Genomic DNA, 18,836 nt, shown 5'->3' on the forward strand with positions numbered 1-18,836 from the left:
ATGAACCAGGCAATAGAAACGGAAAAACTGACGCTTTCCTATGGAGATTCCATTATCATAAATGAATTAGACATAAAAATTCCCAAAGGGGAAATTACCGTTTTTATCGGAGGGAATGGCTGCGGTAAATCCACCTTGCTCCGCTCAATCGCCAGGCTGCTAAAGCCGCAGGCAGGAGCGATCCTCCTGGAAGGCGAGGCGATCTCCAAGCTGTCTACGAAGGAAGTCGCGCGTAAGATGGCGATTCTGCCCCAGTCACCCTCAGCTCCGGAAGGATTGACCGTCCTGCAGCTTGTAAAACAAGGCAGATACCCTTACCAGACCTGGCTGAAGCAATGGTCGGAAGAAGATGAGAGAAGTGTTGAAAATGCTTTGAAGGCAACAGGCATTGACCACCTGAAGGACCGCACTGTCGATTCATTGTCTGGGGGACAGCGTCAGCGTGCCTGGATTGCGATGACCCTGGCGCAGGATACGGATATCATCCTGCTCGATGAACCGACAACTTATCTGGATATGACTCATCAAATCGAGATCCTCGACCTTCTTTTTGAATTGAATGAAAACGAAGGCAGAACGATTGTCATGGTTTTACATGACCTGAATCTTGCCTGCCGATATGCCCATAATATCGTCGCGATCAAGGACCAGGAAATCTTTGATCAGGGAAAGCCGGAAGTTGTCATTAACTGCGGTCTTGTGAAACATGTTTTTGGAATGGACTGTGAAGTGACCATCGATCCGTTGTTCGGCACGCCGCTTTGCATTCCCCATGGCAAAGGGCGCCGCATCGTCAGGGACAAAGTGGGAGCACCCGTATGAAGGCGGAACTGACTGCAGCTGAAAGCGGAATTCTCGCCAACTACCGTTTTGTCGTTTCCGAGCCTGAAACAGATATTCAGATCGATTTCAGGCCGTTTACGGATGCTTCGGCAATGGGGACTTATCTGGAAAGGTTCAATGAAGGGTTAAAGGCTCCAGATGCTAAAACGGCGGCATCCGTTTTCATCAAACGCCATGCCTTTCTTGCCGTCCTGTATCTATACTCCATGACGGCTTTTAACAAAAAGCTGGATGTTTCACCGGAAAATATTATCCTGGCAGACGCCATTAAGGATGGACTTTGGCTGCCTGGGTTTTATCTGAAAAACAAAAGCACCGACGTGTGTCCTTCGGGGCAGCGGGAAGAGTGGAGGAAGGAAGCAGTCAGGCATTTGTTTGCGGATAATCTATTTCCAGTCATGGATGCCATCTCAAAATCTGCGAAAATCTCAAAATTGATTTTATGGGAAAATGTCGCAGTCTATATTTTTTGGCTCTATGAAAAAATATTAATCCAGACCGAGGATCACGAGGTAAAGATGAGGGCAGAAGATGACTTTTCCTTTCTGATCAAGTCGGCCCCCGGGAAGTTGTTCGGACGCTATCACAACAACCCAATCGCGAAGTATTACAGTGAACCAGTCTATCAGGAAGAAGCAGATTCTTATATCAGGATACGAAAAACCTGTTGTTACAGCTATCTGCTAAAGGAAAAAGGCGGTTACTGCAAAACCTGTCCAAGGACATGCGGCATAAATTAAAGGAGGATGGAAATTGGATAACGAATTCTCAGAACAAATCAATGGCTTGCTCGAAAAATATACCGAGCTGCTGGTTGGCGAAGCCTCCGCAGATAACATTGAAAAGGTTAAAACATGGATAGTGTACAGCCATATCGCTAAGTCGATGCCTCCCCTGGCAAAGCACTGGAATGCAGAATACCCGGATGCCAAGGAACAGATCAAGAACGTTATAGCAGAAGTCAAAGAACTGAATGAGCAAAACCGCCAGAAATAACGAAGAACCATCTCTTAGCGAGGTGGTTTTTTTGTCAGCTTTTTTGCTATCGGACAAAACCGAGAGGAATTCTCTGAAAAGTGTCCATTAGAAGGGTTCTATCGGACAAAACCATGAGGAGATTCCGGAAAAGTGTCCATTAGAAGGGTTCTATCGGACAAAACCATGAGGAGATTCCGGAAGAGTGTCCGTTAGAAGGGTTCTATCGGACAAAACCATGAGGAGATTCCGGAAAAGTGTCCATTAGAAGGGTTCTATCGGACAAAACCATGAGGAGATTCCGGAAGAGTGTCCGTTAGAAGGGCTCTATCGGACAAAATCAAGAGTAAATCCCATAAAAGTGTCCATTAGAAGGGCTCTATCGGACAAAACCAAGAGGAAATTCCAGAAAAGTGTCCATTAGAAGAGCTCTATCGGACAAAACCAAGAGGAAATTCCGGAAGAGTGTCCGGCAAAATAAGAACCGGGCGAAGTAACCCGGTAGAATACCATTTATTGAAGCTGCTGTCCGCCATATGGGAATTGATTTGAGTATCCCTGGAATTGCTGATGAGATTGCTGAAGCTTCTGTGCGTCTGCCGCTTCGACTCCGTACCAGCCTTTCTTGAACATCAGGTTATAAAGGCTGCGCTGGGCATTGGCTGTTTCGGTGTAGATTCCGAGTACATCCTGATAAAGTTGGTCGTGGCTTAATTCATTAAGAACAGTATCATACCCGTGAGTCATGTATTTTTCAGTCGTTAAAATATCATTGATAAAATCACGATCATTCATCTGCGGTGTCTTTTGGACCTGTGTTTCCGGGTTTTGGATTTTTTGCTGATTCTGGTTCTGGTTCATCCACTTTTCCTCCTGTCTAGTTCGATTATTGCATTCCTGGCGTTTGGGAATATGCCTGATTTTGCGGGCTGTTCAAGTGTGTAAGGATGTTCTGGTAGTGTCTCTGATGCATTTGTCCGCACTTTTCGATTTCCATCTTCAACTCCTGGTCCTGGCACTGTTGGGCAAAGAAATGTGCTTTTTTCATCGCAAGTAAGTTCCATGAAAGCATATCTGTTAAGTATAAAGAATCTTTAGTCGATACAACTGACGGCGGCGTCTGCATGACCCCTTGCTGCTGGCCTTGAAAATTCATGTTTTGCTGCTGCATAATAGAACCTCCTGTTTTATGTTCATTCCTACGGATATTATCGTTCCCGGGCCGAAATAAAGTATGCAGGACAAGATTCGTCAAAAAAGAACATTTTCCTACGAAAGTAATATTCAAAGCTAATAAAAAGTGATAAAATAATTTTGCAAAATATATATAGATGAAGCAATTTTTTTAAAGGGTGTTGTAATCGTTTTCATTAAGGGGAGGAAAAGCTATGGAACAATTAATGAGGAACTTCTTTCTTTTTCTATCGAAAAATAAATTTTTTACGAAGATGGCCAAGAAATACGGCCTTCGTCTAGGGGCAAAACGCTTCGTTTCCGGCGAAACAGTCGAGCAATCAGTGGAAGTCATCAAAGAGCTTAACAGCAAGAACCTTGCGGCAACCGTCGATTTCCTTGGCGAATTTGTCGACAATGAAAGAGAAGCGAATGAGAGAGCTGAAAGCTCGATTGCAATGATAAAAGCGATTGGCCGCGAAAAATTAAACTCGCAGATGAGCGTCAAAATGACTTCGCTCGGCTTTGATATTTCTGAAAAAGTAGTCATGAACAATATGCGCCGAATCATGGATACAGCCAAAGAGAATAATGTATTTGTGACAATCGACATGGAGGACTACGAGCGCTGCCAGAGGACTCTGGATATTTTCAAGCAGCTGAAGTCCGAATATGACAACATCGGCACGGTCATCCAGGCTTATTTATACAGGACTGAAAAAGATATCGAGGACTTGAATCAATATTCTCCAAACCTCCGCCTTGTGAAGGGTGCGTACAAAGAGTCGCCGGAAGTGGCCTTCCCGGAGAAGAAGGATGTTGACGAGAACTTCAAGAAAATCATCAAAATGCACTTAATGAATGGCAACTACACTGCAGTTGCTTCACATGATGACAATATCATCAATTTTACAAAAGAATTTGCAAAAGAAAACAATATCCCGAAAAGCCAGTTCGAATTCCAGATGCTGTTTGGAATCATGCCGGAAAGGCAGCTGCAGCTTGCCGAAGAAGGCTATACGATGCGCGTTTATGTCCCATTCGGAACAGACTGGTACGGTTACTTCATGCGCCGTCTTGCAGAGCGTCCGGCAAACGTGGCATTTGTTTTAAAAGGAATGTTAAAGAAATAATGATCAGGCTGACAAACTTGTCAGCCTGTTTTATTTATTTCATTTAGGAGGGTGTACAACTCTACTTTGAGAATTATCCAGCTTCAGCGCGAAGCCTCTCGAGTCTAGCTGGAGCTCCTAACTCCCAGAGACGCTTGTCTACGCCGACCAAGGCGCTTACGCTTTTATTTTTTATACTGGCTGTTCTGGCTGTTCTGTTTTCTTTCGCCGCCCTTACCCATAGACGGGCCAGCATTTCCTTTTACACTTGCAGCGCTGACGCCAGCCTTGGATGGATCTTTTTTCAATCTAGCCATGATCATACCTCCGTGTATTTAAAGATAAAGGTACTGCCTTTATAGAGTGCCCAAGTCAGGAGAAATAAGCATGGGGATTAAAGATTCAAAAAATTTTCTTTTTTCCGCACCTTATTATTGCGGAAATTTTTTAAATATTTTATAGTAGTAATTAACAGAGCTCATTTATATGCATATTTTTTTTGGTGCAAAAATGAATGAGTATTCATTCAAAAAGAGTCAAAGGGGGAGACAAAATTGATGCGACAAATTCAAAAGGCAGCGGTGCTTGGTTCAGGTGTCATGGGATCAGGGATTGCCGCACATCTGGCAAACATCGGGATTCCGACATTGCTGCTGGATATTGTACCTCGGGAATTAACGGAACAGGAAAAAGCGAAAGGCCTGACACTTGATGACAAGCAGGTGCGCAATCGAATCAGTGCAGGAGCACTGCAGAAGTTATTGAAGCAAAAGCCGGCACCCTTGGCTTCCAAAAAGAATCTTGCTCTAATTGAAGCAGGCAATTTCGAAGATGATATGGAAAAACTCAAAGATGTCGACTGGGTTATTGAAGTAGTGGTTGAAAACCTTGATATTAAAAAGAAAGTTTTCACTGATGTAGATAAATACCGCAAGCAGGGAAGCATCATCAGCTCAAATACCTCAGGAATCTCAGTCGAGGCAATGGCGGAAGGACGTTCCGAAGATTTCAGGAAGCATTTCCTGGGCACGCATTTCTTCAACCCGCCGCGCTATCTGAAGCTGCTTGAAGTGATCCCTACTAAAGATACGGATCCTGAAGTCCTTTCATTCATTAAGACTTTCGGTGAAGACCAGCTAGGAAAAGGTGTCGTTGAGGCGAAGGATACACCTAACTTCATCGCAAACCGTATCGGTACTTACGGATTGCTGGTAACAGTAAGAGAAATGGTGAAAGGCGGCTACAGTGTTGGTGAAGTTGACTCTGTAACTGGCCCAATGATCGGCCGTCCTAAGAGCGCAACATTCCGAACACTGGATGTAGTTGGTCTCGATACATTCGCCCATGTTGCAAAGAACGTGTATGACCAGGTTGAAGGGGAAGAAAAGGAAGTCTTTGAAGTACCTGAGTTCATGAAGAAGATGCTTGAGAACGGCTGGCTTGGAAGCAAGTCAGGGCAGGGATTCTTCCTGAAACAGGGCAAGGAAATTCTTGAACTCGATCCACAGACACTGGAATACGGCCCGCGTAAAAAATTAAAGACAGCGTCTACTGAAATGGCTAAGCAGGAAAAAGGCCTTGCCAATAAAATGAAAGCGCTTGTTTATGGTAAGGATCGCTCCGGTGAACTTTTATGGAATATTTTCAGCCCTGTGCTTGTTTACTCGGCTGATTTGCTTGGGACAATTGCCGATGATATCGTCGCGGTTGACCGTGCAATGAAGTGGGGATTCGGCTGGGAAATGGGGCCTTTCGAAGCTTGGGATGCACTAGGCGTCGAAAAAGCAATCAGCAAAATGGAGTCTGAAGGCAAGACTGTTCCTGCGTGGGTAAAAGAAATGGTCGAAAAAGGCTTCACTTCATTCTACAAAGAAGAAGATGGCAGACTGAGCTATTACCATAATGGTGAATACGCAGCTGTAGAAGAAAATCCAAAGGCAATTAACCTGAAGCTCTTGAAGAAGCAAAAGGGTGTCATTAAAAAGAATGGCGGCGCAAGCCTGATTGATCTTGGAGATGGAATCGCCCTTCTGGAATTCCACTCACACAGCAACTCAATCGGACCAGATATCCTTCAGATGATCAACTTCGCGATCGATGAAGTAGAAAAGAATTTTAAGGGTCTTGTAATCGGCAACCAGGGCAAAAACTTCTCAGTTGGTGCGAATCTTGCCATGATCCTGATGGAAGCCCAGGATGATAACATCTGGGATCTTGATATGGTCGTACGCCAATTCCAGCAGACGACGATGAAAATCAAATACAGCTCTAAGCCAATTGTAGCTGCTCCATTTGGAATGACGCTTGGCGGAGGCGCTGAAATGTGCTTGCCGGCAGCCCATATCCAGGCATCCATGGAAACATATATGGGTCTGGTAGAGGCTGGTGTAGGCCTGATTCCAGGCGGAGGCGGAAACAAGGAGCTTTATATCAAGCATCTTGAAGGACTGCCAAAAGGCGTTGATTTCGACCTTCAAAAGGTTGCGAATAAAGTATTCGAAACAATCGCAATGGCTAAAGTCTCCACTTCAGGAGAAGAGGCCCGTGAAAATAACTTCCTGAATGAAGCAGATGGTATCAGCGTTAACAGCGATCACTTGTTATATGATGCCAAACAGGCTGCATTGAACTTATATGAAAGCGGTTATAAAGCACCGGTGAGGAAGAAGGTTCCTGTAACAGGCGAACCGGGATATGCAACCCTGCTGCTGGGTGCTCAAACGATGCATCTATCAGGTTACATTTCTGAACATGACTTGAAAATTGCGAAGAAGCTTGCGTATGTCATCGCCGGCGGAAAAGTACCATACGGAACCGAAGTAGATGAGCAATACTTGCTTGACCTTGAAAGAGAAGCGTTCCTAAGCCTTGTGGCAGAACCGAAATCACAGCAGCGCATGCAGCATATGCTCGTAAAAGGCAAGCCATTGCGCAACTAATAGATTTATAGTTTCACAGTGAAATATATTTTAACATCAAAGGAAAGAGAGGGAATGAGATGAGAGAAGCGGTAATCGTAGCCGGAGCACGGACACCGGTCGGAAAAGCAAAAAAAGGAACTCTTGCTAATGTCCGACCTGACGATCTTGGAGCTCTTGTAGTAAGAGAAACTCTAAAAAGAGCAGGCAATTATGAAGGGAATATTGATGATTTAATCATTGGCTGTGCAATGCCAGAAGCAGAGCAGGGCTTGAATATGGCGCGTAATATCGGTGCACTTGCCGGTCTGTCACATGAAGTGCCGGCCATTACAATCAACCGTTATTGTTCTTCAGGACTGCAGGCGATTGCGAATGCATCCGAAAGAATCATGCTTGGCCATGCAGACACCATTATCGCTGGTGGTGCCGAATCAATGAGCCTTGTTCCAATGATGGGCCATGTCGTCCGCCCTAATTCGAAATTGGCTGAAAGTGCTCCGCAATATTATATGGGAATGGGCCACACAGCTGAGGAAGTAGCCAAGAAGTACGGCATATCCCGTGAAGACCAGGATGCATTTGCAGTAAGAAGCCATCAGCGCGCGGCAAAAGCAATCCAGGAAGGCAAATTCGAGGATGAAATCGTTCCTGTTGATGTAACCCTCCGTACAGTAGGAAAAGACAATAAGCTTGTTGAAAAGACAATCCAATTCAAACAGGATGAGGGAGTACGTCCTGACACGAACCTGGAAACACTTGCGAAGCTGCGTCCGGCGTTCAATATCAACGGCACAGTAACTGCAGGTAACTCCTCACAGACTAGTGACGGAGCAGCGGCAGTCATGGTCATGGACCGCGAAAAGGCTGAATCTCTTGGATTGAAGCCTCTGGCTAAATTCAGGTCATTCGCACTCGGCGGAGTACCTCCTGAAATCATGGGAATCGGTCCCGTGGTAGCAATCCCTAAAGCATTGAAGCTTGCTGGACTTCAAGTTTCAGATATCGGTGTATTCGAATTGAACGAAGCCTTCGCTTCACAATCAATCCAGGTCATCCGCGAGCTGGGTCTTGATGAAGATAAAGTCAACGTGAACGGTGGAGCGATTGCATTGGGACACCCACTGGGAACAACCGGCGCGAAGCTGACTTTGACGGTGATCCACGAAATGAAACGCAGAAATGAGCAATTCGGCGTCGTCACAATGTGTATCGGCGGCGGCATGGGTGCAGCTGGAGTATTTGAACTACTTTAAACAATATATGGAGAGGCCTCAGCCTCTCCCCAAAATGGATAGGAGGAACAATAAATGGGTAACCAAACAGAAAAGCTTGTAAAAGGCGGAAGCTTCTTAATCGAAGATGTAACTTATGACCATGTTTTCACTCCAGAGGATTACACAGATGAGCATAAAATGATTGCAAAAACAACTGAGGATTTCGTCACGAACGAAGTATTGCCTCAGGTTGAATATATCGAGCAGCATGAGTTTGACCGCACTGTGAAACTATTGAAGGAAGCTGGAGAGCTTGGCCTTCTTGGAGCTGACGTTCCTGAAGAATACGGCGGTTTAAGCCTTGATAAAATCAGCTCAGCTTTAATCGCTGAGAAGATGGCAGTTGCCGGCGGTTTCTCCATCTCCCACGGTGCACACGTTGGAATCGGTTCATTGCCAATCGTTCTATTCGGTAATGAAGAGCAAAAACAAAAATATCTTCCACCATTGGCTACTGGTGAAAAGCTTGCAGCTTACGCTCTTACTGAGCCAGGATCGGGATCAGACGCACTTGGTGCTAAGACAACTGCTAAGCTGAATGCTGAAGGCACTCACTACGTTCTGAACGGAGAAAAGCAATGGATCACAAACGCTGGCTTTGCGGACGTATTCGTTGTTTATGCTAAAATCGATGGCGAACAATTCACCGCTTTCATCGTTGAAAGAGAATATCCTGGAGTATCAGTAGGCGCAGAAGAGAAGAAAATGGGGATCAAGAGCTCTTCTACACGTACATTGATTCTTGAGGATGCTCAAATTCCTGTCGAAAACCTTCTTGGTGAAGCTGGAAAAGGCCACCTTATTGCATTCAATATCCTGAACATTGGACGTTATAAGCTGGGTGTAGGCGCAACTGGCGGTGCCAAGCAGGCATTCGGTCTGACTGTAAAGTATGCTAACCAGCGCCAGCAGTTCAAGACACCTATTTCACAATTCAACCTTACAAAAGAGAAGCTTGCGACAATGGCTTCCAAAATATACGCAACCGAGAGCTCTGTATACCGTACAGTAGGCTTGTTCGAAGAAAGAATGAACCAGTTGTCTGAGGAAGAAATCAACAACGGTAAAGCAGTCGCTGACTCAATCGCTGAGTACGCAATCGAGTGCTCAATGAACAAAGTCTTCGCAACAGAAACACTTGACTATGTTGTAGATGAAGGTGTACAGATCCACGGTGGATATGGCTTCATGCAGGAGTATGAAATCGAAAGAGCTTACCGTGATTCAAGGATCAACCGTATTTTCGAAGGAACGAACGAAATCAACCGCCTATTGGTACCAGGAACATTCCTGCGTAAAGCTATGAAGGGCGAGCTTCCATTATTGCAAAAAGCTCAACAGCTGCAGGAAGAGCTCATGATGCTAATGCCTGAAGAGCCAGGCGATGAGCCGTTGGCACAGGAGAAATACCTTGTTAAAAACGCGAAGAAAATCGGCTTGCTTGCAGCTGGATTAGCTGCACAAAAGTTTGGCAAAGCATTGGAAAAAGAGCAGGAGATCCTCGTTAATATCGCGGATATCATCTCTAACGCTTATTCAATGGAATCTGCTGTTCTTCGTACAGAAAAAGCGATCGACAAAGAAGGTCTTGAAAAGAGCAAGCAAAAGCTTCTTTACACGCAAATCTTCTGCCAGGAAGCATTCAATGAAATCGAGCGTGACGCAAAAGAAACTCTTGTTGCAACAGAAGAAGGCGACGCGCTTCGCATGTTGACTTCTGCATTGCGCAAGTTCACAAGACATACTCCGATCAATGTCATTGCGAAGAAGCGTGAAGCATCTGAAAAGCTGATCGAAGCAGAGCGATTCATCGTTTAATCTAATGTGCATGAACACTTCTCCTGTTCTCCGGGAGAAGTGTTTTTATTTATATTTTTGGCTCTGTTAACGCCAATTGTTGTTTTACATCCTATTGATTGTAGTGGAAGGCGCGAAGACTCCTGCGGGATGAGAAAGTCATGGGGAGACCCCGGAGGCGCTTAAAGCGCTGAGGAGGCTCCCCGACTGCCCGCGGAAAGCGAAGCGCCTGGAACGAAAATCAACAGCCGAATTTAACAGAACCTAATTTTTATAAATAAGAATTCAGTTTCATGGAGGACATTTGCGAAATATGTAGAATAAAGTAATGGATGCCTAAAATATCGGGGAAATTAAACACGGAATGTTAGTATTTTTCAGCCTTATTATGTTACTATCCGATTAGAGGGTTTTATTATTGGGATACTAGCAAAGGGTGGTGAAAAATATGGCAAAGACGTTTTATTGGTACCCTAAATGCGGCACATGCAGGAACGCCAAAAAATGGTTGGACCAGCATGAAGTAAACTATAATGAAGTACATATTGTCGAAAACCCGCCTTCCCAATCCCAGCTGGAAGAAATGCTGGAAAAAAGCGGCCTCGATATCAAGAAATTTTTCAATACGAGCGGCCAGAAATACAGGGAACTGGGGATGAAAGACAAAATCAAGACAGCATCTAAAGATGAGCTGCTTGAACTGCTTGCATCTGACGGTATGCTCATCAAACGCCCGCTGATGACAGACGGAGAAAAAGTAACTGTAGGCTTTAAAGAGGATGAATTTGAAAAAGCCTGGCTGTAATTTTGGTCCCATCGATATTAATCGATAGAGATATACAATTGGAGGGATAGTCAATGAATGCACCGAAAGAGTTGCGTTATTCTGAAGAACACGAATGGGTAAAGGTAGAAGGAGAAAAGGTTCGCATCGGAATCACAGATTTCGCGCAATCTGAACTTGGCGACATCGTATTCGTCGAACTGCCGGAAGTGGGCGACGAAATCACTGTTGACCAGCCATTCGGAAGTGTAGAATCCGTAAAAACGGTATCAGAGCTTTATGCACCAGTAAGCGGCAAGGTAGTGGAAATTAACGAAGAATTAAATGACAGCCCTGAATTTGTTAACGAATCACCATACGAAAAAGCTTGGATGATTACTGTTGAGCTATCTGACAACAGTGAAGTTGAAAAGCTAATGACATCTGAACAATACGAAGACATGATCAAAGAATAATTTAAACTGACGCCTTGATAATTCAAGGCGTTTTCTATTGTGAATAATTTATTGGAAATTTTATGATGAAGATTGTCCAGCTCCAGCTCCAGCGCCTAGCCAGTTTTCATCCCTGCTATTGCTTCCTCGAGTATCTTGCGAAAGGCGTTAGCTTTGAGCAGCTCGAGACGTTTGTCTAGCTGCGGCTCCTAACTCCTCGAGACGCTTCGGTCCTGCCAATGAAGTCAAAGAGCGACTTCACTGTCAGGCCCTCCAGCGCTTGTCGGAGTAGGGCAGTCGCCTCCGCTTTTCGTCTTCGGTCCGGCCAATGAAGTCAAAGAGCGACTTCATTGGCCAGCCCTCCAACGCTTGTCAGGGCTGAACAAGGCGCTTCCGCTTTTCTTATAAACTCCTTCATTTTTCCATCAATTCATTGCCTGAATTCGGACAAACTAAAAGCAATCAACTATCGAAGAGGGTGAAACTTATGACACTGAACCAACAAAAGCTTGATATAACGGACAGAGTGACAGGAAAGCTTGAAAACGGCCAGGTACAGCTTTACCTGGAAAACGAACACATTGGATCCATAGAGCTTCCAGAAGGAATGCAGATGAAATTGGAGCATCACTATGAGGCAGAACAGAATAAGATTTACCAGCATGTATCAGTGCCGGATCAATCACAACCTCGGTATACTGATTGTGATGAAGGCGGCTGGTGTTAGACAAATCAGAACAGCGGCCAGACATGCCGCTGTTTTTCTCTATGTGCTCCAAGTAAGCAATGCTGGTTAAGATCACATAGAAAATTCTATAAGCCCTAAATCACGCTAGATCATGAAAAAGGTCGCACAGGAAGTTTCTATAAACCCAAAACACAGCGCAACGCTCAATATGGTCATATAAGAAAAGTTTAAGCAGATTTCCTGTCAGCATGCTAGTCTAATTTTTTGCAATCTCCTTTAAAAACAGTGACAATAGAAATATGAACATAACAGCACAAATTCAATATTCATGTTTATAATATTGTAAGGTAATTATCTCTGGTGCATAGGTGGTTATGGCGATGGACGAAAATCACAAGGTGATCATAGTAGAGGGTTCGTCAGACAAAAAGAAAGTTCAAACCGTGCTAAATGAACCGGTTGAAATTATTTGTACTAATGGGACTATTGGTGTTTCGAAGCTTGATGAACTGATTGATTCCCTTTTTGATAAAGATGTATATATCCTCGTGGATGCAGATGCGTCAGGGGAAAAATTGAGAAAGCAATTTAAAAGGGAATTTCCTGAGGCGAACCATTTGTATATTGACAGGATGTACAGGGAAGTGGCTACGGCACCGGAAAATCACCTTGCTACAGTTTTAATTGGCGCAAATATTGATGTTCATGCAGAGTATTTAGAAAAAGGATGACTGTAGATGGAAGAATGGACTAAATCAGAGATGGAAACCTTCCTGGAGGAAAAAAGAACAGGTTACCTATATTTTTACACACCAATGTGCGGTACCTGCCAGGTAGCTGGAAAGATGCTCACTGTCATCGATCAGCTGCTGCTGGAAATTCCTGCAGGCAAAGCAGACTTGAATTATCTGCCTGAGATGGCGGAACGATTTGAGATTGAAAGTGTCCCATGTCTGATTGTGTTGAACATGGGAGAGGTGCTAGAAAAAATCTACGCATTTCAATCTGTTCCTTATCTTTATGAAAAACTAAAAGGTTTAAATTGATGTAAAAGCGGCTATGCCGTTTTTTTTTTTTGCCCATTTCAGATATGTGTTTTGTTTTTACCTTTAAAAGATGATATTGCCGGATAGAAGCGATACTTCCCCGTTAGATAGAGATCCTTTTCTAATAAAAATGAATCGACAAAATAGATTTACATATCGTTCCATAAATATTATATTTAGATTAGCGAAATAATTGAGGGGCGAAATAAAATGGCTCTATACCAGGAATGGGCGGCACAAATTAAAACTTATAATCGAAACATACGACTTACCTTCATTGCGAACATATTGACCCAGATTGGCCTTGGAATTTTCATGGTCATTTATAATTTTTACATCAGGGAGTTAGGCTATAATGAGCTTGTAAACGGAAAGGTCATAGCCATGACCTCGCTGGCAACTGCTCTCATTCTTATCCCTGCAGGCATACTGAGTGATAAAGCAGGCAGGAAAAAATTAATGCTGTATGGAGCCGTCACGACAGGGCTGATCTTATTCAGCCGGAGTATTGTTGAAAGTCAGTCCTTATTAATTCTTTTTGCGTTTGGAACAGGCCTTGCTTCCGCATTTATCCAGGTGTCGATCATTCCCTGGCTGGCGGAGAATTCGAAACCTGAACAACGCGTACATTTATTCAGTATTCACTTTGCGATGATGACGGGTGCCAATGTAATAGGAAGTCTTTTGGGTGGAATCCTCACAGACTTATTCGGCATGGTGGTACCTGGACTTGAAAGTATCAGGTATACATTGATGATTGGATCGTTCTTGTTTATGGCTGCCCTGCTTCCGATTATGAGGTTAAATGAAAATCGGCCATCCCGCATATCGGCTGGCGATATAAAAGAAAAATCCAAAATCATCCCGCATAAAGCCAGCTTCAAAATTATCCTGCTGTTTGCGGTAGCCCAATTGATGATAGGCTTTGGAGCAGGATTGGTCATCCCATACTTGAACCTCTATTTTGCGGATCGGTTCATGGCTTCCAATTCATTGATTGGCCTGGTCATTTCACTGGGGCAGGGAGCAACAGCTGTAGCGATGATCATCGGGCCTTTGGTTGTGCGCAGACTTGGGGAAGTAAGAGCGGTAGTTGTTTTACAGATGCTTTCTTTGCCGTTTTTGCTGCTGACAGCGTACACTCAGAATTTTTGGCTGGCAGCTCTAGGCTTTTTATTCCGTCAGGCACTAATGAACGCGGGCAATCCAATCCAGATGTCGTTAATGATGTCGAAGGTTGATGATTCCATGAAGGGTTTGGCCAACTCTGTGAATCAAATGGTGTTTAATCTCGGCTGGGCAGTGATGGGGCCGGTATCGACTGGGATTGTCTTGAAATACGGTACCTATTGGGGATATGCAACAGTTTTTACTATCACTGCTGGTCTGTATTTAGTTGGATCCACTTATTTCTTCGTAGTCTTCAAAACGATGGATAAGCCAAAATCCGGCATAGTGAATACAAAAACGGCTTGATTACTGTATTTCTTTGGATATATTTCTCGGGAAATGAAAGACAATGCCGAAATATCACACGGTATTGTCTTTTTTACGTTATTCACGATGTAAATTCATTTTTCATCGAATTATTTGTCGAAGGATTCCAACAGGTTTTTCCCTAATTACAAGGAATATGTAATATGAGGGAGTTGATCGGAATGCAAGAACGAATAGACAGGTTTGTGAATGAGATTCCCAACAAAGAGCATATTCTGCAACTAGTAAAAAAACTGGATTTAATCTTAAAAATAGAAGCAGAGGGTAACACCTACTACATGTCTTTTAAGGATGGCAGGGTTGCCCGCTGTGATCCCTGTATGGATACGGGAAAAACTGCAACAATCTCGGGGATGAATGCGTATTTTGAGCATTTATTTGATGGGAATCTTAAATTGCTGCAAGGAATAAAGATGAATTATTTTACAACTGATTGTCCTTTTCGCGCCCAATTGGTTTTGGAATCGTTATTTTATCTTGCGGGACCAGTTCGTGTATAAATTTATATCTGAATAATCTAAATATATTGACTGGTAATTTGTGACGTGCTATTATCACTTTAACGCAGTAAAAACGAAATTGAATATTCTTATCCAGAGAGGCGGAGGGACTGGCCCCATGAAGCCCGGCAACCGGTTGTGAAACACGGTGCTAATTCCAGCAGAGTTTTTGCTCTGAAAAGATAAGGAGAGATGATAAATGACCCTCTTCTTAGGAAGAGGGTTTTTGTTTTTTCAGATAAATTATTTAGATTGGAGAGATGGAGATGACTAATGAGCAAAAGACTTACAGGATAGAAACGCTGGGGGTACATGGCGGCCAGTCACCAGACCCGGTGACCGGAGCAAGGGCAGTACCAATTTATTCGAGCAATGCATTCCAATTCGAAAACACAGAACATGCAGCAGATTTATTTGCACTTAAAGAACCGGGTTATATTTATTCAAGGATACATAATCCGACTGTTACTGCCCTGGAAGAAAAAGTGGCTTTGCTTGAAGGCGGTGTAGGTGCGCTCGCTTTATCAAGCGGGATGTCTGCCATCACGATGGCCATCCTGAACATTGCGCATGCGGGTGATGAGATTGTCGCTGCCGCTAATCTATATGGGGGCACATACAATCTATTTGCTGTCACCCTTCCAAAGTATGGAATAAAAGTTCACTTAGTTGATTCTGTTGATCCTGAAAATTTCCGAAAGGCGATCACTCCAAAAACAAAAGCAGTCTATGCAGAAACAATCGGCAATCCAAGTCTCAGGGTTCTGGATATTGAAGCTGTGGCCGAAGTTGCTCACGAAGCAGGTGTTCCGCTGATCATCGATAACACATTTGCAACACCATATCTATGCCGGCCAATTGAACATGGCGCAGATATCGTCGTCCACTCGGCAACCAAGTGGCTATTAGGAAATGGGACAGTCATGGGCGGGATTATTGTGGATGGCGGAAACTTTGATTGGAAGTCTCCTAAATTCCCAGGCTTCAATGAGCCGGACAACAGCTACCATAACATTGTCTACAGTGAAGCAATCGGTGCTGCCGCCTATATCGTAAAGGCAAGAGTACAGCTTTTGCGTGACCTTGGACCGGCACTCAGTCCGCTGAGTGCGTTCCAATTCAATCTTGGCATAGAAACTTTGCATGTCCGCATGAAGGAGCATATCGCCAATACCCGTAAAATCGTAGGTTACCTTGAGTCCCATCCTGCTGTTACATGGGTCAGCTATCCAGGTCACGAGTCACATCCTGACAAAGAATTGGCAGATCGTTATCTTCCAAAGGGAGCCGGGGCAGTAGTCATTTTTGGAATTGAAGGCGGCAGGGAAGCCGGAGCAAAGCTGATCAACTCATTAGAATTATGGTCCCATGTCGCGAACGTCGGCGACGCAAAAAGCCTGATTATCCATCCTGCAAGCACAACCCATCAGCAGCTGGACTCAGAAGGCCTTAAAGCAGCTGGGGTTCCTGAAGATTTAATCCGCCTGTCAGTGGGGATTGAAAACGTTGAGGACATCATTGAAGACCTGGAGCAGGCGATCGAAAAAGCGACCGGAGTACCTGGAGTCCCGGCTAAAATTTGAAATCCATAACCTTCCAGAAAATATTTGAAAATAATTTTATTGACACACTTTTTTACTCCGTGCTACAATCACACTCGTAACTTAAAACCGATTAGATAATTTAATAGCGTGCTCTTATCAAGAGAGGTGGAGGGAAGTGCCCTATGAAGCCCGGCAACCGTCAGTAAGCATTGCTTGCTGAAATGGTGCCAATTCACGCAAAGCGATCGCTTTGACAGATGAGAGAAAGGAATCCACTATTACTATGCCTTTCTGCTCACTTGCAGGAAGGCTTTTATTTTGTTCTTTTCGAATAAATGCTAAAAAGTTATAGCCAAAAAGCATGTCCGAAAAGATTTTATCACAAGAGCACAATTTTCCCGTTAAGGATAAGAGCCTATTGCCCGATTTTACTGAGTTTGAATTTTTTCGGTTAGGGAATGGGAAACTAGATTGATAACCTTCTTATTTTTAGGGAAATTTAACGGTTTTAATAAGTGTGGAATACTCGGTTGCAAAGAGGGGGAGTCAATTGATTACAATAAAAAATGCCAGAAAGATTTATCCTTCCAACAAGGGAGAGGTTAAGGCAGTCGATGATGTCAACCTTGAAGTCAAGGAAGGAGAAATCTACGGAGTCATCGGCTACAGTGGTGCCGGTAAAAGTACTTTGATTCGAATGCTGAATGGGCTGGAGATCCCGACATCAGGTTCTGTAGTTGTAGCCGGAAAGGAAGTTTCCAGGATTAAGGGAGCAGAACTGCGCAAGGCCCGCCAGGAAATCAGCATGATTTTCCAGCATTTCAACCTGCTCTGGTCAAGAACAGTGGCAGAGAATATCGCGTTCCCGCTTGAAATTGCAGGAGTTCCAAGTGCTGAGAGAGAGAAACGGGTAAAAGAGTTAATCACACTTGTAGGTCTCGAGGGCCGGGGAGATGCCTATCCTTCCCAGTTGAGCGGCGGTCAGAAGCAAAGGGTCGGAATCGCCAGGGCGCTTGCCAATAATCCTAAGGTACTGCTTGGGGATGAAGCAACGTCAGCACTTGATCCGCAGACGACTGACCAGATTCTTGATCTCCTTGTTGATATTAATAAAAGGCTCGGTCTTACGATCGTCCTGATCACTCATGAAATGCACGTTATCAGGAAAATCTGTCACCGTGTCGCCGTAATGGAAGGCGGAAAGGTTGTTGAAACAGGACCTGTTTTGGAAGTATTCAAGAATCCACAGCAGCCAATCACGAAAAGATTCGTCCAGCAGGTGACAGAACCGGAGGAAACAAAGGAAACAGTTGACCACTTACTTGAGCGATATCCACATGGTCGTGTTATCCAGCTGACATTCGTAGGTGAAGGGACCGAACAGCCGCTGATCACCAACTTGATCCGTAAGTTTTCAATAACGGTCAATATTGTCCAGGGTAAAATTTCGCAGACACAAAATGGTTCATATGGAACCTTGTTCATCCATCTTGATGGTGAAGAGGGCGAAGTAGCCCGGGCAATAGAGTATATCGGCCAGCATGAAGTCGGCGTGGAGGTGATTTCGAATGGCTGAGACATTGTTTCCGAATGTCAACTGGGACAGAATGTGGGAAGCGACAGTTGAGACACTATACATGAGTGCCATTTCCGTTGTGGCTACTTTCATCCTTGGAGCAATCCTGGGACTGCTGCTGTTTTTGACATCTAAGGGCAATATTTGGGAAAACAAACCGGTCAATTTAGTATTGAGCGCAATTGTTAATATTTTCAGATCGATCCCGTTCATTATTTTAATCGTCCTATTGATTCCTTTTACAAAGGTCATCGTGGGCTCGATGATCGGGGAAAACGCTGCATTGCCTGCACTGATCATTGGATCGGCTCCATTTTACGCAAGGATGGTTGAAATTGGCTTGCGTGAGATTGATAAAGGGGTCATTGAAGCAGCAAAGTCTATGGGGGCCAAGACGACAACGATCATCTGGAAGGTGCTGCTGCCGGAATCGATGCCAGCATTGGTTTCCGGTATTACAGTGACGGCAATCGCGCTGGTCAGTTACACTGCGATGGCCGGAGTCATCGGCGCAGGCGGACTTGGGAACCTGGCATACCTTGAAGGTTTCCAGAGAAGCCGGAATGATGTCACCTTGATGGCCACCATCATTATTTTGATAATTGTGTTTATAATCCAGTTTGCAGGGGATTTCTTCACTAGAAAATTAGATAAGAGATAAAGGAGAGAATT

At 44.2% G+C, this 18,836-nt stretch carries 20 protein-coding genes and 2 riboswitches; of the genes, 17 read left to right on the forward strand and 3 right to left on the reverse strand.

Features of this window, described 5'->3' with window-relative positions; genetic code table 11:
* Genes J7E37_RS19400 through J7E37_RS19410 form a run of 3 tightly spaced genes read left to right on the forward strand, consistent with a single transcriptional unit; the run spans nucleotide 1 to nucleotide 1,839 of the window.
* On the forward strand, nucleotides 1-822 hold the full coding sequence (locus J7E37_RS19400) for an ABC transporter ATP-binding protein (protein WP_251009768.1): 822 nt from the start codon (nucleotides 1-3) through the stop codon (nucleotides 820-822).
* On the forward strand, nucleotides 819-1,583 hold the full coding sequence (locus J7E37_RS19405; RefSeq protein ID WP_215026551.1) for an IucA/IucC family C-terminal-domain containing protein: 765 nt from the start codon (nucleotides 819-821) through the stop codon (nucleotides 1,581-1,583). The genes J7E37_RS19400 and J7E37_RS19405 overlap by 4 nt, the downstream gene beginning before the upstream one ends.
* 13 nt (nucleotides 1,584-1,596) lie before the next feature.
* Complete coding sequence (locus J7E37_RS19410; protein ID WP_215026491.1) at nucleotides 1,597-1,839, forward strand: YusU family protein; 243 nt, start codon at nucleotides 1,597-1,599, stop codon at nucleotides 1,837-1,839.
* Nucleotides 1,840-2,331: 492 nt separating this feature from the next.
* On the opposite strand, the gene J7E37_RS19415 is transcribed toward J7E37_RS19410, so the two are convergent.
* Nucleotides 2,332-2,679, reverse strand: coding sequence for a spore coat protein (locus tag J7E37_RS19415; protein ID WP_215026494.1), 348 nt, complete (start codon nucleotides 2,677-2,679; stop codon nucleotides 2,332-2,334).
* A gap of 25 nt (nucleotides 2,680-2,704) precedes the next feature.
* A complete protein-coding gene (locus J7E37_RS19420; protein WP_215026497.1) occupies nucleotides 2,705-2,989 on the reverse strand; it encodes a hypothetical protein in 285 nt (94 codons plus the stop codon).
* A 217-nt stretch (nucleotides 2,990-3,206) separates the two neighbouring features.
* Between J7E37_RS19420 and J7E37_RS19425 the strand changes: the two genes are divergently transcribed.
* Nucleotides 3,207-4,124 carry a proline dehydrogenase family protein gene (locus J7E37_RS19425; RefSeq protein ID WP_214776247.1) on the forward strand — a complete coding sequence of 306 codons (918 nt, stop codon included), beginning with the start codon at nucleotides 3,207-3,209 and terminating at the stop codon, nucleotides 4,122-4,124.
* 164 nt (nucleotides 4,125-4,288) lie between these two features.
* On the opposite strand, the gene J7E37_RS19430 is transcribed toward J7E37_RS19425, so the two are convergent.
* The gene (locus J7E37_RS19430) at nucleotides 4,289-4,420 is read right to left on the reverse strand and encodes a YuzL family protein (RefSeq protein ID WP_214776246.1); all 132 of its coding nucleotides are present in this window, start codon (nucleotides 4,418-4,420) and stop codon (nucleotides 4,289-4,291) included.
* A 240-nt stretch (nucleotides 4,421-4,660) separates the two neighbouring features.
* Here J7E37_RS19430 and J7E37_RS19435 point away from each other — a divergent pair, with 240 nt between their 5' ends.
* The 13 genes from J7E37_RS19435 (at nucleotide 4,661) to J7E37_RS19495 (ending at nucleotide 18,825) form a co-directional block, all read left to right on the forward strand.
* Complete coding sequence (locus tag J7E37_RS19435; protein WP_215026554.1) at nucleotides 4,661-7,042, forward strand: 3-hydroxyacyl-CoA dehydrogenase/enoyl-CoA hydratase family protein; 2,382 nt, start codon at nucleotides 4,661-4,663, stop codon at nucleotides 7,040-7,042.
* A 59-nt stretch (nucleotides 7,043-7,101) separates the two neighbouring features.
* Nucleotides 7,102-8,277 (forward strand): acetyl-CoA C-acetyltransferase, encoded by a 1,176-nt coding sequence (locus tag J7E37_RS19440; RefSeq protein ID WP_215026499.1) that lies wholly within the window; start codon nucleotides 7,102-7,104, stop codon nucleotides 8,275-8,277.
* 54 nt (nucleotides 8,278-8,331) lie between these two features.
* Complete coding sequence (locus tag J7E37_RS19445; protein WP_214776244.1) at nucleotides 8,332-10,116, forward strand: acyl-CoA dehydrogenase family protein; 1,785 nt, start codon at nucleotides 8,332-8,334, stop codon at nucleotides 10,114-10,116.
* 427 nt (nucleotides 10,117-10,543) lie between these two features.
* Nucleotides 10,544-10,900, forward strand: coding sequence for an arsenate reductase family protein (locus tag J7E37_RS19450; RefSeq protein WP_214776243.1), 357 nt, complete (start codon nucleotides 10,544-10,546; stop codon nucleotides 10,898-10,900).
* Between the two features lie 53 nt (nucleotides 10,901-10,953).
* A complete protein-coding gene (gcvH, locus tag J7E37_RS19455) occupies nucleotides 10,954-11,334 on the forward strand; it encodes a glycine cleavage system protein GcvH (RefSeq protein ID WP_214776242.1) in 381 nt (126 codons plus the stop codon).
* A 466-nt stretch (nucleotides 11,335-11,800) separates the two neighbouring features.
* On the forward strand, nucleotides 11,801-12,040 hold the full coding sequence (locus tag J7E37_RS19460; RefSeq protein ID WP_214776241.1) for a YusG family protein: 240 nt from the start codon (nucleotides 11,801-11,803) through the stop codon (nucleotides 12,038-12,040).
* Nucleotides 12,041-12,375: 335 nt separating this feature from the next.
* Nucleotides 12,376-12,732 carry a toprim domain-containing protein gene (locus tag J7E37_RS19465; RefSeq protein WP_214738930.1) on the forward strand — a complete coding sequence of 119 codons (357 nt, stop codon included), beginning with the start codon at nucleotides 12,376-12,378 and terminating at the stop codon, nucleotides 12,730-12,732.
* A gap of 6 nt (nucleotides 12,733-12,738) precedes the next feature.
* The gene (locus J7E37_RS19470; protein ID WP_215026502.1) at nucleotides 12,739-13,047 is read left to right on the forward strand and encodes a thioredoxin family protein; all 309 of its coding nucleotides are present in this window, start codon (nucleotides 12,739-12,741) and stop codon (nucleotides 13,045-13,047) included.
* 210 nt (nucleotides 13,048-13,257) lie between these two features.
* A complete protein-coding gene (locus J7E37_RS19475; protein ID WP_215026506.1) occupies nucleotides 13,258-14,523 on the forward strand; it encodes an MFS transporter in 1,266 nt (421 codons plus the stop codon).
* Between the two features lie 182 nt (nucleotides 14,524-14,705).
* Nucleotides 14,706-15,044, forward strand: a complete 339-nt coding sequence (locus J7E37_RS19480; protein WP_214776238.1) for a hypothetical protein — start codon at nucleotides 14,706-14,708, stop codon at nucleotides 15,042-15,044.
* Between the two features lie 86 nt (nucleotides 15,045-15,130).
* Nucleotides 15,131-15,233, forward strand: a riboswitch (SAM riboswitch).
* A 77-nt stretch (nucleotides 15,234-15,310) separates the two neighbouring features.
* On the forward strand, nucleotides 15,311-16,627 hold the full coding sequence (locus J7E37_RS19485) for an O-acetylhomoserine aminocarboxypropyltransferase/cysteine synthase family protein (RefSeq protein WP_215026508.1): 1,317 nt from the start codon (nucleotides 15,311-15,313) through the stop codon (nucleotides 16,625-16,627).
* 111 nt (nucleotides 16,628-16,738) lie between these two features.
* Nucleotides 16,739-16,852: riboswitch (SAM riboswitch) on the forward strand.
* 286 nt (nucleotides 16,853-17,138) lie between these two features.
* Nucleotides 17,139-18,164, forward strand: coding sequence for a methionine ABC transporter ATP-binding protein (locus J7E37_RS19490; protein ID WP_214776236.1), 1,026 nt, complete (start codon nucleotides 17,139-17,141; stop codon nucleotides 18,162-18,164).
* Complete coding sequence (locus J7E37_RS19495) at nucleotides 18,157-18,825, forward strand: methionine ABC transporter permease (protein ID WP_214776235.1); 669 nt, start codon at nucleotides 18,157-18,159, stop codon at nucleotides 18,823-18,825. Before J7E37_RS19490 ends, J7E37_RS19495 begins: the two co-directional genes overlap by 8 nt.
* Nucleotides 18,826-18,836: the final 11 nt, after the last annotated feature.

The sequence above is a fragment of the Bacillus sp. ISL-39 genome, from assembly GCF_018613295.1.
GTDB lineage: Bacteria > Bacillota > Bacilli > Bacillales > Cytobacillaceae > Mesobacillus.

Coding starts and splice junctions, on each gene's coding strand:
- J7E37_RS19400 (WP_251009768.1), top strand. CDS start 1: ATGAACCAGGCAATAGAAACGGAAAAACTGACGCTTTCCTATGGAGAT.
- J7E37_RS19405 (WP_215026551.1), top strand. CDS start 819: ATGAAGGCGGAACTGACTGCAGCTGAAAGCGGAATTCTCGCCAACTAC.
- J7E37_RS19415 (WP_215026494.1), bottom strand. CDS start 2,679: ATGAACCAGAACCAGAATCAGCAAAAAATCCAAAACCCGGAAACACAG.
- J7E37_RS19420 (WP_215026497.1), bottom strand. CDS start 2,989: ATGCAGCAGCAAAACATGAATTTTCAAGGCCAGCAGCAAGGGGTCATG.
- J7E37_RS19425 (WP_214776247.1), top strand. CDS start 3,207: ATGGAACAATTAATGAGGAACTTCTTTCTTTTTCTATCGAAAAATAAA.
- J7E37_RS19430 (WP_214776246.1), bottom strand. CDS start 4,420: ATGGCTAGATTGAAAAAAGATCCATCCAAGGCTGGCGTCAGCGCTGCA.
- J7E37_RS19435 (WP_215026554.1), top strand. CDS start 4,661: ATGCGACAAATTCAAAAGGCAGCGGTGCTTGGTTCAGGTGTCATGGGA.
- J7E37_RS19440 (WP_215026499.1), top strand. CDS start 7,102: ATGAGAGAAGCGGTAATCGTAGCCGGAGCACGGACACCGGTCGGAAAA.
- J7E37_RS19445 (WP_214776244.1), top strand. CDS start 8,332: ATGGGTAACCAAACAGAAAAGCTTGTAAAAGGCGGAAGCTTCTTAATC.
- J7E37_RS19450 (WP_214776243.1), top strand. CDS start 10,544: ATGGCAAAGACGTTTTATTGGTACCCTAAATGCGGCACATGCAGGAAC.
- gcvH (WP_214776242.1), top strand. CDS start 10,954: ATGAATGCACCGAAAGAGTTGCGTTATTCTGAAGAACACGAATGGGTA.
- J7E37_RS19460 (WP_214776241.1), top strand. CDS start 11,801: ATGACACTGAACCAACAAAAGCTTGATATAACGGACAGAGTGACAGGA.
- J7E37_RS19465 (WP_214738930.1), top strand. CDS start 12,376: ATGGCGATGGACGAAAATCACAAGGTGATCATAGTAGAGGGTTCGTCA.
- J7E37_RS19470 (WP_215026502.1), top strand. CDS start 12,739: ATGGAAGAATGGACTAAATCAGAGATGGAAACCTTCCTGGAGGAAAAA.
- J7E37_RS19475 (WP_215026506.1), top strand. CDS start 13,258: ATGGCTCTATACCAGGAATGGGCGGCACAAATTAAAACTTATAATCGA.
- J7E37_RS19480 (WP_214776238.1), top strand. CDS start 14,706: ATGCAAGAACGAATAGACAGGTTTGTGAATGAGATTCCCAACAAAGAG.
- J7E37_RS19485 (WP_215026508.1), top strand. CDS start 15,311: ATGACTAATGAGCAAAAGACTTACAGGATAGAAACGCTGGGGGTACAT.
- J7E37_RS19495 (WP_214776235.1), top strand. CDS start 18,157: ATGGCTGAGACATTGTTTCCGAATGTCAACTGGGACAGAATGTGGGAA.